This is a genomic window from Sphingomonas sp. GW821-FHT09B04 (assembly GCF_059418285.1).
The window spans coordinates 84,877-97,859 of sequence record NZ_JBWKPO010000006.1 but is presented as its reverse complement, the minus strand read 5'-3'; the positions used below and the strand labels follow the sequence as shown (position 1 = coordinate 97,859).

At 64.5% G+C, this 12,983-nt stretch carries 10 protein-coding genes; 5 read left to right on the top strand and 5 right to left on the bottom strand.

Annotated elements, in window-relative coordinates:
- Nucleotides 1-4: 4 nt before the first annotated feature.
- Nucleotides 5-1,222, bottom strand: a complete 1,218-nt coding sequence (locus tag AC07NK_RS18470) for a glycosyltransferase family 2 protein (RefSeq protein ID WP_495172085.1) — start codon at nucleotides 1,220-1,222, stop codon at nucleotides 5-7.
- A gap of 187 nt (nucleotides 1,223-1,409) precedes the next feature.
- Between AC07NK_RS18470 and AC07NK_RS18465 the strand changes: the two genes are divergently transcribed.
- From AC07NK_RS18465 to AC07NK_RS18455, 3 genes are read left to right on the top strand one after another with little or no spacing between them, the layout of a single operon-like run.
- Nucleotides 1,410-2,000 carry a class I SAM-dependent methyltransferase gene (locus tag AC07NK_RS18465; RefSeq protein ID WP_495172084.1) on the top strand — a complete coding sequence of 197 codons (591 nt, stop codon included), beginning with the start codon at nucleotides 1,410-1,412 and terminating at the stop codon, nucleotides 1,998-2,000.
- Between the two features lie 13 nt (nucleotides 2,001-2,013).
- Nucleotides 2,014-3,792 carry a hypothetical protein gene (locus AC07NK_RS18460; RefSeq protein WP_495172083.1) on the top strand — a complete coding sequence of 593 codons (1,779 nt, stop codon included), beginning with the start codon at nucleotides 2,014-2,016 and terminating at the stop codon, nucleotides 3,790-3,792.
- A 53-nt stretch (nucleotides 3,793-3,845) separates the two neighbouring features.
- On the top strand, nucleotides 3,846-5,546 hold the full coding sequence (locus AC07NK_RS18455; RefSeq protein WP_495172082.1) for a hypothetical protein: 1,701 nt from the start codon (nucleotides 3,846-3,848) through the stop codon (nucleotides 5,544-5,546).
- On the opposite strand, the gene AC07NK_RS18450 is transcribed toward AC07NK_RS18455, so the two are convergent.
- The 4 genes from AC07NK_RS18450 to sseA are packed head-to-tail and all read right to left on the bottom strand — an operon-like array spanning nucleotide 5,543 to nucleotide 10,033.
- The gene (locus AC07NK_RS18450; protein WP_495172081.1) at nucleotides 5,543-6,679 is read right to left on the bottom strand and encodes a GNAT family N-acetyltransferase; all 1,137 of its coding nucleotides are present in this window, start codon (nucleotides 6,677-6,679) and stop codon (nucleotides 5,543-5,545) included. The two genes, AC07NK_RS18455 and AC07NK_RS18450, sit on opposite strands and share 4 nt — an antisense overlap.
- Before the next feature lie 5 nt (nucleotides 6,680-6,684).
- Nucleotides 6,685-8,010 (bottom strand): mechanosensitive ion channel family protein, encoded by a 1,326-nt coding sequence (locus AC07NK_RS18445; RefSeq protein WP_495172080.1) that lies wholly within the window; start codon nucleotides 8,008-8,010, stop codon nucleotides 6,685-6,687.
- Entirely contained in the window at nucleotides 8,007-9,242 is a 1,236-nt protein-coding gene (gene metC, locus AC07NK_RS18440; RefSeq protein ID WP_495172079.1) for a cystathionine beta-lyase, read from the bottom strand. Before metC ends, AC07NK_RS18445 begins: the two co-directional genes overlap by 4 nt.
- Nucleotides 9,197-10,033: a 3-mercaptopyruvate sulfurtransferase gene (gene sseA / locus AC07NK_RS18435; RefSeq protein WP_495172078.1), complete on the bottom strand. Its 837-nt coding sequence runs from the start codon at nucleotides 10,031-10,033 to the stop codon at nucleotides 9,197-9,199. The genes metC and sseA overlap by 46 nt, the downstream gene beginning before the upstream one ends.
- Before the next feature lie 71 nt (nucleotides 10,034-10,104).
- On the opposite strand from sseA, the gene queF reads away from it, so the two are divergent.
- Nucleotides 10,105-10,551: a preQ(1) synthase gene (gene queF / locus AC07NK_RS18430; protein ID WP_495172077.1), complete on the top strand. Its 447-nt coding sequence runs from the start codon at nucleotides 10,105-10,107 to the stop codon at nucleotides 10,549-10,551.
- 141 nt (nucleotides 10,552-10,692) lie between these two features.
- The gene (locus tag AC07NK_RS18425) at nucleotides 10,693-12,972 is read left to right on the top strand and encodes a glycosyltransferase family 4 protein (protein ID WP_495172076.1); all 2,280 of its coding nucleotides are present in this window, start codon (nucleotides 10,693-10,695) and stop codon (nucleotides 12,970-12,972) included.
- Nucleotides 12,973-12,983 lie beyond the last annotated feature (11 nt).

The following is a 12,983-nucleotide window of genomic DNA, read 5'->3' as shown; positions in this document are numbered from 1 at the left end:
CCGGTCAGTTTCGTCGTGTCTGGTCCATCAGTCCGATAAAGAAGGCTGTCACCACCACCTGCAGCCCGATGCAGCCCAGCAGCATCGAGGGGATAGTGAGGCGCATCAGCGCTGCCGGGTCCATCCCACCAAAGCCGGTGGAGGCCCATAAGGCGGTCGCGGTCGTGGCACCGGCGATACCGGCGGTCAGCATCAGCCCGCCGATGATACAGGCCCGCTCGACGGTGAACCAGTTGCGCACGCGGCGCATCAGCCCGCTTTCGGGCCACATGCCTGCGATTACGCCATAGCGCCGCGCCATGACCGACAGGCCGATGAGCTGCGACCCCATCAGCACGGCCATCGCCGCGAAGATCATTGTGTGGATGCCGAGCTCGACGCCGCCGAGATGGGCGTCTCCCGGGATCAGGCCGAGAATCCCGAGCAGGCCAGCGGCTGCCAGTGCGAGACCTGGGTAGAGGAACAACCACTTGGGCGCATAGATCAGCAGGAAGCGCAGGTGCCGCCAGCCGTCACGCCAGGTGCGCAGGTGAGGCGGGCGGCTGCGGCCGTCGGGGCGCAGCGTTGTCGGAACCTCGCGAATGTCGAGGCGCTCGATGGACGCCTTCACCACCATTTCGCTGGCGAATTCCATGCCGGGGGTGGCGAGGCCGAGCTTGCGAATGGAGTCGCGGCGGAACGCGCGCAACCCGCAATGGAAATCACCGACCGGGATTTTGAAGAAGATCCGGCCGAGGAAACTGAGGACCGGGTTGCCCAGATAGCGGTGCAGCCGCGGCATCGCACCGGCGGCGATTCCGCCCTTGAAGCGGTTGCCCATGACGAGGTCAGCGCCTTCGCGCAGTGTCTTAACGAATGGCATGAGGCCACCGAAATCATAGCTGTCATCGGCATCGCCCATCGCGACATATTCACCGCGCGCGGCCTCAATCCCGCCGATCAGTGCAGCGCCATAGCCGCGTTCGGGGACATGGACGATCCGCGCACCGAGCGCGTTGGCGATTTGCTGCGAGCCGTCGGTCGAACCGTTATCGGCGATGATCACCTCTCCGGCGATCCCTTCGGCGGCGAGGAAGGCCATCGCTTTCTTGACGCACACCGCGATCGTCTCCGCCTCGTTGAGGCAGGGCATCACGATGGAAAGCTCGAGCGCAGGCTTCGTCGGCGCCGATGGCGTCTGATCGGCAATGATAGAACTGCGAAAGGCGAGCGCGCCGGACATCTGGATCTCCTAGAACCATCCTGCTTGTCGCGGTTCAGTCCGAAATTTTTGGTTAATGACGGGCGTGGAACGACCATTTGTTTGGGGTAGCGGAGTGAGTGCGTTAACCATTTCTCATCGCTCTTTCCCGTAGCGAAGTTCGCAAGACGTCGTGCGCCGCGATCGGGGCATTGGAGGAGTGTTGCTGATGTTGGGTGCCATTCATGGGAAGCTCGTGTTCGACCGTCGCATCCAGCGGCTCGCGGCGGCGATCGCCGAGCGGCTTCCGCGCGATGCACGGGTGCTCGATGTTGGTTGCGGCAGCGGCGATCTCGCACTTCTGGTGATGCAAATCCGTCCCGACGTGCGGATTGAGGGCATCGACGTGCTGGTCCGCCCCGATACGGCAATCCCGGTCCATGCCTATGACGGCAGCCATATCCCCTTTCCCGACAATGTGTTCGACGCGGCGATGGTGATCGACGTGCTGCACCACACCGATGATCCGGGGGCTGTTCTGGCGGAGATCGCTCGGGTCGCACCCAAGGTAATCATCAAGGATCATTTCCGTGACGGCGTGGCCGCCGGCCTGACGCTGCGTTTCATGGATTGGGTGGGCAACGCCGCGCACGGCGTGCGGTTGCCCTATAACTATCTTTCGCAGCGTGAGTGGCGGAGCGTCTGGAGCCGGCTCCAGCTCGGTGCCAGTGCGGTGACGACACGGCTCGCGCTCTATCCGCGGCCGTTCAGCTGGTTCTTCGACCGCGGATTGCATTTCGTGGCCGTGCTGTCGCGCTGATCCGCCCAGCGCCATGCACACTTCCGTTACCGATGCACATTTGGCGCGCCGCCGGGCGATCTGTACCGACTTGCTGGTCGCGTTTGCGCTCGCGCTGATCCTGACGGTCGGCTGGACGCTGACCGACTGGCCGCGGCTCAGTCACATGCTGTTGCCTGACCCCGACGATATGATGCGGCTCGCGCAGGTGCGGGACTGGATCGCGGGACAAGGGATCAATGACTGGACCCAATATCGCATGGCGCCGCCTGACGGATCGCCGATGCACTGGTCGCGGATCAACGATGTCGGCATCGCGGGGCTGATCCTTGCTGCTGCGCCACTGGTCGGCATGGCCAAGGCAGAGATGTTCGCGGTGCTGGTCTATCCCGGCCTGCTCTTTGCTGGCGCGATGTTCCTGTCGGCGCGTATCGGGCGCCGGCTATGGGGCGCCGGCGGCGGATCTGTCGCAGCCGTGCTCACCGCGCTCGCCTATCCGGGCACGACCGTGTTCATTCCCGGTCGCATCGATCACCACGCGCTGCAGGTCGTGCTGATCCAGTTGCTCGTACTGCTGCTGATGCGTTCCCCAACTCTACGCGGCGGCATGGTTGCCGGCGCATTGGCTGGCATAAGCCTGATCGTCGGTCTCGAAACCGCGCCACAGGTTGCCGCGCTGATCGCGGTGCTCGCGCTGCTTTGGGTGGTGCACGGAGCGGTCGAGCGCACGCGCCTTGGCGGCTTCGCAATCGGCCTGGCCGGCTCGACCTTGTTTTTCCTTATCTTATTGCGGCCGACTTTCTGGACCTCGCAGCTCTGCGATGCATTTACACCGGCTTCTGCAACCGCAGCGCTGGCAACGGGCGCGGGTCTTGCGATCCTTGCCCTCGCCACATCTTCGCTTCGGACGTGGCGGCTACGCATCGGCGCCGGCCTCATCATCGGCGGCGTTGCGCTGGGCGGCACCTTGCTGGCCTTTCCGAGCTGCATCAACGGCCCCTATGGCGAGATGGACCCGTTTCTGCTCCACGCCTTCTTGCCCTATATCGACGAAGCGAACAGCGTACTCGACCAGCCACGGCTGTCGCGGCTGATCGCGATCGGCGGCATGATGGCGACGGCAAGCATCGTTGCGATCTGGATGCTGGTGCGTGCGCGTGCGCGGTGGGCGAACCTGTTGCCGCTCGCGTCGGTCGTGCTGATGTCTGCGCTGGTGCTGCTGTTTCAGGTCCGCGGCGCCTATATCGGCGCGCCACTTGCCGCGCCCATGCTCGCTGGCCTCGTCATACTGGCGCGCCGGCGCCTGAGTTGGCGCACGCCCGCGGTGATCGGTGCGTGGCTGGCCGGAGCCGGAATGGTCTATGCCACGATCCCCGAGCAGATAGAGCTGCGCACGGCCCGTGAGACGAGCGGGATCAACCGTCCCAGACTGCAGGTCGTGTGCAGTGCGGGCGGCGCCTGGCAACAGATCGACCGGCTCCCGCCCGGCGTAATGATGGCGGGCACCAGCGTCGCTGCCTATGTGATCGGCGCGACGCATCATTCGACGATCGGCGCAGGGTATCATCGCAACAATCGCGGCAACATGGCGATGTACCGCTTCTTCCTTGGCCCGCCCTCTGACTCGCGTGCAATCGCGCGCGCATGGGGAGCGGATTACGTCCTGCTATGCCCCGGCGATTTCAGTGAGATCGACGCCGCGCGCAATTTCCCCGACAGTCTGGTCGCGCAGCTGGAGGCAGATCGCGTTCCGGACTGGCTCGAACCGCTACCGCTCAAAGGGACGCCGCTTCGCGTGTACGCCGTGCGCTGAGCCGATCCGATCGGTGCTTGCGGGAATATACCCCGTTCACCTAGAAGCGCCGGATGCAAGGGGGTTCGCAAGCGCCGCGCTGGTGGCAGACGCGCTGGTTTGTGCTGTTCGCGGCGATCGCGGCGGCAGTGCCTTTGTTATGGCCGGATGTTCCGCCGATGGTGGACCTGCCCGGTCACATGGCACGGTTCCGTGTCCAGCTGTCGCACAACGAAGTGCCGTGGCTCAACGACTGGTACAAGTTCGAGTGGAGCCTGATCGGCAATCTCGGGCTCGACCTGCTGATCATCCCGCTCGAGCCGATCTTCGGGCTCGAACTGGCGGTCAAGCTGATCGTTATCGCGACCCCGGTGCTGACCGTCACCGGTTTGCTCTGGATCGCGCGCGAGGTGCACGGGCGCATCCCAGCTACCGCGCTGTTCGCGCTTCCGCTCGCCTATAACTACGCTTTCCATTTCGGCTTCGCGAACTTTGCGCTGTCGATGGCGCTGGCGCTCAACGCTTTTGCCCTGTGGCTGCGATTGGCACGGCTCGGCCATATTCGGCTGCGTGCAGTGTTGTTCGTCCCGATCGGCCTCATCATCTGGATCACGCACACGTTTGGCTGGGGTACGCTGGGCGTGCTCTGCTTTGCCGCGGAACTGATCCGTCAGCACGACAAGCGCGGCCCGCGGACCGGCCCATGGCATGCCGATTTCGTGCAGAGTTGGGTGGTGCCCTGGATCTGGGCGGGCATCCATTGCCTTGTCCTCGTGCCGCCGGCGCTGCTGATGCTGGCGTGGCGCAGCGGCGGGCATGTCAGCGGGCAGACCGGCGACTGGTTCAACTGGCGCGCCAAGACCTGGTGGGTGCTGATGGTGCTGCGCGATCGCTGGCAGCTCTTCGATATCGCCTGCCTCGGCGTGCTCTATCTGGTTCTGCTCAAGGGCGTGCGCGACCCCAATATCGAATATTCACGACATCTCGGTATTTCGGCGCTGTTCCTGATTGCGGTGTTCATCGTGCTCCCGCGCGTGGTGTTCGGATCGGCCTATGCCGACATGCGTCTCGCCCCCTATATGCTGGCGATCGCGCTGATTTCGCTGCGGCCCAAGCCTGGCATGACGATGCGGGGCGCGAATGCACTGGCGATGGCAGGCCTCGCTTTCTTCCTCGTCCGCATGGGCGCGACGACGTGGAGCTATGTCATCTATGACAAGTCCTATGACCGCGAGCTGGCGGCACTCGATCATGTGCCCGAAGGCGCCCGTCTGCTGAGCTTCGTCGGTGAGACCTGTTATAACGAATGGACGATGACGCGGCTTCAGCACCTGCCTGGAATGGCGATGGTGCGGAAGCTCGCCTACACCAATGATCAATGGTCGATGGCAGGCGGGCAGTTGCTCACGGTGCGCTACAAGCAGGCGCGCGGGTTCAGCCATGATCCCTCGCAGATCGTCACAGATACCAAATGCCCGCGCGAGTGGTGGCGCCCGGTTGCGGTCAGCCTCGCGCGCTTCCCGCGGCATGCTTACGATTATCTCTGGGTTATCAGCCCGCCGCCCTATGACAAGCGGCTTGAGGCGGGGCTGATTCCGATTTGGCGCGACGGCAGCAGCGTGCTGTTCAAGATCGACCATGGCACCCCTGCGGCCGTGCTCAATCCGGTCGATCTTGGCCCTTATCGTAACCAGATCGAGAAGATCCGCGACTTTCTGAAGCGCGACAAGGAAAAGCAGCTGCAAGCTTGGAGCGCAGCGCAGAAGAAGGCCTAGCCGCCGCGTCGGAACGGCGTCAGTTCGCCCAGAAATTCCTGCTCATGCGCCACCGCGGCGCGCTCGCGCGCCAGATATTCGGCGACGGCGCGGCGGAAACCGGGATCGGGCAGATAATGCGCTGACCAGGTCGTGACCGGTACGTAACCACGCGCGAGCTTATGCTCCCCCTGCGCCCCTGCCTCGACACGCGCAAGACCGCGGTCGATCGCCGCTTCGATTGCCTGATAATAGCAGAGCTCGAAATGGAGGAAGGGAACCTCCTCAGTGCAACCCCAGTAGCGCCCGTAAAGCGCATCCGCGCCGATCAGGTTGAGCGCTCCGGCGATCGGTCGTCCGTCGCGTTCCGCGAGCATCAGCAACACCTTGTCGTCCATCGTTTCTCCCAGCATCGAGAAGAACGGACGAGTGAGGTAGGGCTGGCCCCATTTGCGGCTGCCGGTGTCCTGATAGAAGGCCCAGAATGCGTCCCAATGCGCTTCGGTGATCTCGGAGCCGGTGAGGTGACGGATCGTCAACCCCTCCAGCGCGCGTTCGCGTTCCTTGCGGATCGCCTTGCGCTTGCGTGAAGACAGCGCGGCCAGGAAGTCGTCGAAACTGGCATAGCCGTCATTCTGCCAGTGGAACTGTGTGCCCGCGCGGATCAGCCAGCCGGCTTGCTCGAACAGCGGCAGCTGGGTTTCCTCGACAAAGGTAACGTGCGCAGAGGACAAGCGGTTCTGATCTGTCACGGCTTCGAGCCCTGCGATCAGCCCCGGCGCCAGTGCGGCGTCGCGCAACAACAGGCGCGGGCCGGGAACCGGGGTGAAGGGTATCGCCGCCTGCAGCTTGGGATAGTAGCGCCCGCCGGCGCGCTCCCACGCATCGGCCCAGGCATGGTCGAAGACATATTCACCCTGACTGTGGCTCTTGACGTAGCCAGGGACGATCGCAGCAGGCGTGCCGCACGGCCCGTCGATGATGACAGGCAGCGGCTGCCAGCCGGTCTCCGAAGATACCGAGCCGGAGCGTTCGAGTGCCGATAGAAATGCGTGGGAGACAAAGGGATTGGTGTCGCCCGCACACGCGTCCCATTGCGCCGCCGGGATCGACGCGACTCCATTGGCGATGCGGGCGGTAACGGAGAGAGGCACGCGCTCTATTTAGGCGTGCCGGGCGCAAGTTGAACCGCCGGACCACCGTCTTCTGGCCAGCTTTTCACCATGATCTCGCGTCGCGGCACCGGGATCGCGATCCCATTCTCCTTAAACAGCACCCACAGGCGATTGAGGACATCGCTCTTCACATTGCCGACGCCACCCTCGGGATCGCTGATCCAGGCGAGAATCTCATGTTCCACCGCATAGTCGCCGAAGCTGGTGAGCCAGACATTGGGCGGTGGACTTTTGAGCACGCGCGGGCTTTCGGCCGCAGCCTTGAGCATCAGTTCCTGCGCAAGCTTGAGGTCGGTCTCATAGCCGACACCAACGGGAATCCGGACGCGGACGTTGCGGTCGGAGAAGGACCAGTTCTCCACCTCCTGCGTCATCAGGATCTCGTTGGGGATCAGATGCTCCTTGCCGTCGCGGGTGATGACGCTGACCGCGCGCACGCCGATCTTGTTCACCCAGCCGAAGCTGTCGCCGACGACGATGACGTCGCCCGGCTTGATCGAACGATCCATTAGCAGGATGATTCCGGCGATGAGATTGCCGATCGTCTTTTGCAGGCCGAAACCGATCGCAAGGCCGAACGCGCCGGAGAAGATTGCGAAGCTGGTGAGGTCGATCCCGAGCAGATCGATGCCGAAGAAGAAGGCGACGACGACGACGAAGATGCTCGCAAGCTTCTGGACCAGCAGCTTCTGCGTCGGATCGAAGCCGCGCGCCTGCCCGATCGAATGGGCGATCACGCGGTTGGCGAGGCGGACTCCTGCGTAGAGCGCGACCGCGGTAACTAGCAATGTGACGAGCGCGAGCAGCGACAGGCGGCGGCGGCCGATATTGACGCCGATCTTGTCGAGCGTATCGGTGATGACGTTGAACCCGCCGATCGCGTGACTGAGGATCGCGACGAACACGATCGCCGCGGTGATCCAGGCGATCCAGCGCGGGGTGTGGAGACCGCGCAGGAAGGCGAGCGTGAAGGCGGCGGTGGCGGCGCCGAGCGCGATGCCGAGCAGCATCGCTGCGAAGCCGCCCCATGGCGCGGCGTTGGCGAGGATCGCGAGCAATAGCGCGGCGCTGCCATGCTGCACGATCGTGTGCATCCGGCGCGCCAGTCCTTCGACATGCGATCCGACACGTTGTTGCCAGAGCTGCGCAAGCGCCGGTCCCAGCCTTTTCCCCGCGAACCAGCCTGCGGTGAGCGCCAGGATGGCGAGGCCACCCGCGATTGCGCCCTCGATCAGTTCAGCATTGGTCGGCAGATGCACCCCGTTCGCGACGAGCCAATTGGCCAGTGCGGGCGGGATGATCGGGGTCATTGCGCCATCCGGAACCGGTCGAGACCGGCGGCGAGGTCGGCGATCAGGTCGGCCGGATCCTCGAGGCCGATCTGGAGCCGGACCGCAACCCCCTCGGCCTCCCACGGCACCGCGGTGCGATAGCGATCCGGATCGACCGGGATCGCAAGGCTTTCGAACCCGCCCCAGCTATAGCCGATCCCGAACAGCTCCAGCCCGTCGATCAGGGCCGCGCGTGCCGCCTCGTTCCCGCCGCGCAGAATGAAGGTGAAGAGACCGGCCGGGCCCTTGAAGTCGCGCAGGAAGATGTCGTGGCCGGGGCAGGAGGGGAGCGCCGGATGGAGCACGCGCGCGACTTCGGGCCGGGTTTCGAGCCAGCGGGCGATTTCCAGCGCCGCCTCGCCATGATGCCTGAGGCGCAGCGCCATCGTGCGCAGGCCACGCGAGCCGAGCCAGGCGTCGTCGGGGCTGGCGGTCTGGCCGAGCTGGAAGCTGGTGGCGCGGAGTTGCTGCCAATGCTGGGCGGTGGTGGTGACGCTGCCCAGCATCACGTCCGAATGGCCGACAACATATTTGGTGCAGGCGAGGATGGTGAGATCGATGCCTTTTTCGATCGCCGGGAACAGCAATGGCGTCGCCCAGGTGTTGTCGAGCAGCGTGACGACGCCATGTGCTTTGGCGGCGGCAACGATCGCGGGCACGTCCTGCACTTCGAAGGTGAGGCTGCCCGGTGTTTCCATGAAGATCGCGCGGGTCTTGTCGGTGATGAGGTCAGCAATGCCGCCGCCGATCATCGGATCATAGTAGCGCGTGGTGACGCCGAAGCGCTTGAGGAAGGTCTCGGCGAAGCTGCGCGTCGGATCATAGACGCTGTCGGCGAGCAGCAGTTCGTCGCCTGGCGACAGTACCGAGAGCAGGGCGGCGGATACGGCAGCGACGCCGGAAGGGTAGAGGAAGGTCGCTTCGGCACCCGGCTCCAACTCGGTCAGCGCCTCCGCGAGGCTCCACTGGGTGGGCGTGCCGCGGCGACCGTAGAACAGGCGATGATGCGTGTCGCGGCCGGCACCGGCGCGCAGTTCGGCGACAGTGTCGTAGAGGATCGTCGATGCGCGCCATACCGGCGGGTTGACGATGCCCTGAGTCCATTCGGGCCGACGGCCGGCGCCGACGACGCGGGTGCTGTCACCCTTTTTGCTGTCCGAACCGTTCACGCCGCACCCGTCACTTTTGGGGTGGAGGGATCGGCACCCCATTCGGTCCAGCTGCCATCATAGAGCGCGGCGGGGTGGCCGAGCAGGTGGAGCGCAAACACCACCACGGCAGCGCTGATCCCCGACCCGCAGGTCGCGATCACCGGACGTTCGACCTCAATCCCCTCATCCTCGAACAACAGACGCAATGTTGGAACGTGCTTCCACGTGCCGTCGGGATTGAAGAAGGACGAATAAGGGATGTTGGCGCTGCCCGGGATATGGCCGCTGGCGAGGCCGGGACGGGTCTCTGCCTCCTGCCCGGTGAAGCGGACCGCCGAACGCGCATCGACGAGCTGCTCGGTGTGACTGGAGAGGTTGGCCTTCACCTGATCGAGCGTCCGGATTAGCGCAGTGTTGGGACGGGCGGTGATGGTGGCGGGCGACGGAGTCGGCTTTCCGCTGAGAAGCGGGCGGCGCTCCGCCTTCCATTTGGCAAGCCCGCCATCGAGAATCGCAGCATCGATCCCGAAGCTGTGCAGCATCCACCAAGCGCGTGTCGCTGTGTGATGCGGCGCATTATCGTAAAGGACGACCCGATTCCCGGTCCCGATACCGAGCGCGCCGATTTGTGCTGCGAACTGCTCCGCCGGCGGCAGCATCGTCGGAAGCGAACTCGACTGGTCAGCGATCGCGTTGATGTCGAAGAACACCGCGCCCGGGATATGTCCGGCCGCAAACTCAGCCGCTGCATCCCGCCCCTCGGCGGGCAGGAACCAAGTTGCGTCGAGAATGCGGAGATCGGGGGCGGAGAGCTCGCCTGCGAGCCATTGGGTAGTGACCAGAGCGTCCATTTTCCCTTGGTAATCCGCACTCCGTGCCGCGTCGAGTTTCCAGATGCGGAATCAGCGCCTAAATGGCGGGTATGACCCCAAAGCATCTCGGCCAGCAGAGCGCACTTCCCGCATCCCCCGAAGAAGCGGTGCTCGATTATGTCCCCAACCCGCGCACGGGTACCGATTATCTGGTGCGCTTCGCCGTGCCCGAATTCACCTCGCTCTGCCCGATCACCGGGGCGCCCGATTTCGCACATCTGGTGATCGACTATGTCCCCGGCGAGACGATCGTCGAATCCAAGTCGCTAAAACTGTTCCTGAGCAGCTTCCGCAATCACGGCGCGTTCCACGAGGATTGTACCGTCGGCATCGGTCAGCGGCTGTTCGACGAGATGAAACCCAAATGGCTGCGCATCGGTGGGTATTGGTATCCGCGCGGCGGCATCCCGATCGACGTGTTCTGGCAATCGGGCCCGGTGCCCGAGAGCGTGTGGATCCCGGCGCAGGACGTTCCCGGATACCGCGGACGCGGCTGATCGCCGGATCGGTTCGGTTTATCCCGGACTCGGCTCGTTGCATTGCAACATGACTGCAACCATATTGAAATCCTGACGTTGGGGAGAACATACAGGCGCCATCCGCGCCTATCCAATGTTGCTCATGCGAAGGATTTTGGGATGGCATCAGGCGCAGACCTGCCGGCTCAGATCGCTCACGTCGTGTTGCTCGGCAACTTCCTTCCGCGCAAATGCGGGATCGCCACTTATACCACGCACACCTATGCCGCACTCAAGGCACGCTTTCCGGACATGCGGGTCGATGTGTGGGCGATGGACGATCATCCGGGCCGTTATGCCTATCCGCCCGAGGTTACGGGATCGATTCCCCAGCATGAGCGCTCGGCCTATCTCGAGGTCGCCGGCAAGATTGAGGATTCGGGCGCGCAGGCGATCTGGGTCCAGCATGAATATGGCATTTTCGGCGGAGCGGCGGGCGGGCATCTGATCACCTTGCTGGAGCGGACGACGCTGCCGGTGATCGTCACGCTGCACACCGTCCTCGAAAGTCCCAGCGACGATCAGCGCCGGGTGATGGATGCGCTGCTGCGCCGCGCCGCGCGCGTGATCGTAATGGCCGAAAAGGGATGCGAGATCCTTTGCCGCGTGCATGACGTGGACGCGCGCAAGCTGGCGATGATCCCGCACGGCGTGCCCGACCGGCCGTTTGCAGACCCTGCCACGTTCAAGGCGCGCTTTGGTCTGGAGGGGCGGGAGGTGATCCTGACCTTCGGCCTGCTGGCACCTAGCAAGGGGATCGAAACGGTGATCGCTGCGATGCCTGTGATCGCTGCGCAGCATCCGGAAGCGCTCTATGTCGTGCTGGGCGCAACGCATCCGGGTCTGGTGGAGCGCGAGGGCGAGGCGTATCGCGACCGGCTTCAGGCGCTTGCCGTAGAGCTCGGCGTCGAACGCAATGTCGCGTTCATCGACGGCTTTGTCGAGCAGGAGGAATTGCTCGACTATCTGCAGGCGGCCGACATCTACGCGACACCCTATCCCAATCTGGCGCAGATCACCTCGGGCACGCTCTCCTATGCGGTCGCGGTGGGCAAACCGGTGGTCTCGACCCCCTATATCCATGCGAGCGAGATTCTTGCCGACGATTACGGCATTCTGGTCGCGCCGGGCGACAGCGCGGGCTTCGCAAAGGCGATTACCGGGTTGCTCGACGACGACCGGCGGCGCGAAGCGCTTGCGCAGCGCGCCTATGCGCGCGGGCGGACGATGATCTGGCCGCGGCTGGCCGAAGCAGCGATGGAGCAGATCGCGGGTGCAGTGCGCGCGCGGCCGCAGCGGATCGCGCCGACGCCCTCCACGCCCGCCTTCGCGCCGCTGGCGCCCGATTTCCGCGCGGTCGAGCGGATGAGCGACGGGACCGGCATGTTTCAGCATTCGATCCTGTCGGTGCCCGACCGGCGCCACGGCTATTGCATCGATGATAATGCCCGCGCGCTGATCCTGATGCACCGTATCGATCCGCTTGCGGCTGCCGCGCGCGACAAATGGACCAGCGTTTACGCGGCGTTCGTTCAATATGCCTGGAACCCGGACAAAAGGCGTTTTCGCAACTTCATGACCTTTGACCGTACATGGTGCGAGGAGACGGGGTCGGAGGATTCGAACGGACGCACCCTGTGGGCGCTCGGCGTGACCGCAGCGGAGGCGCGCGACGCCAAGTATCGCGACTGGGCGCGGATGCTGTTCGACGAGACTGCCGAAATGAGCTTCGACTTCAGCAGCCCGCGTGCCCTGGCATTCTCGATGCTGGGTGCCGCGGCGATGCTGGACGTACATCCGGGCCATAAGCTGGCGTGCGCGATGCTCGACCGTTTCGGAGGCGAGCTGCTCGAACTGCTCGCCGAATCGCGCCGACCGGAATGGGAATGGTTCGAGACCGTTCTGGCCTATGACAATGCCCGGCTGCCCGAGGCCCTGATCCGCGCGGGATCGGCGATGGAGCGCAAGGACCTGCTGGCGTGCGGCCTCAGGACACTGGACTGGATCAACGCCCGCCAGACCGCCCCCGACGGCGGCTTTCGCGCGGTCGGCACCGATAGTTTCGGCCGCGCCTATGCCGACCCGCTGCCGTTCGACCAGCAGCCGCTGGAAGCACAGGCGACGATCGACGCGTGTCTTGCCGCCTGGGAGGCGACCGGGGCGCAGCGATGGGCCGATTCAGCCACGCGCGCCTATCGCTGGTATCTGGGGCAGAACGATCTGGGCCTGCCGCTGGCGAGCGTGCGCGACGGCGGCTGCTTCGACGGACTGACACCGAGCGGTGTCAACCGCAACCAGGGTGCCGAGTCGATCCTCGCACTCCAGCTGGCGAGCTGTGCCATTTCAGCTCTTCCAAAGCGCGTGGAAATCGTGGCAGGACCGCAACGGGCCGTCGCATAGCGCTATCGGGC

Bases quoted from the DNA above. Each gene is read 5' to 3' on its own strand.
- AC07NK_RS18425 (WP_495172076.1), top strand. From the start codon at position 10,693: ATGGCATCAGGCGCAGACCTGCCGGCTCAGATCGCTCACGTCGTGTTG.
- AC07NK_RS18470 (WP_495172085.1), bottom strand. From the start codon at position 1,222: ATGTCCGGCGCGCTCGCCTTTCGCAGTTCTATCATTGCCGATCAGACG.
- AC07NK_RS18465 (WP_495172084.1), top strand. From the start codon at position 1,410: ATGTTGGGTGCCATTCATGGGAAGCTCGTGTTCGACCGTCGCATCCAG.
- queF (WP_495172077.1), top strand. From the start codon at position 10,105: ATGACCCCAAAGCATCTCGGCCAGCAGAGCGCACTTCCCGCATCCCCC.
- AC07NK_RS18460 (WP_495172083.1), top strand. From the start codon at position 2,014: ATGCACACTTCCGTTACCGATGCACATTTGGCGCGCCGCCGGGCGATC.
- AC07NK_RS18455 (WP_495172082.1), top strand. From the start codon at position 3,846: ATGCAAGGGGGTTCGCAAGCGCCGCGCTGGTGGCAGACGCGCTGGTTT.
- AC07NK_RS18445 (WP_495172080.1), bottom strand. From the start codon at position 8,010: ATGACCCCGATCATCCCGCCCGCACTGGCCAATTGGCTCGTCGCGAAC.
- sseA (WP_495172078.1), bottom strand. From the start codon at position 10,033: ATGGACGCTCTGGTCACTACCCAATGGCTCGCAGGCGAGCTCTCCGCC.
- metC (WP_495172079.1), bottom strand. From the start codon at position 9,242: ATGGGGTGCCGATCCCTCCACCCCAAAAGTGACGGGTGCGGCGTGAAC.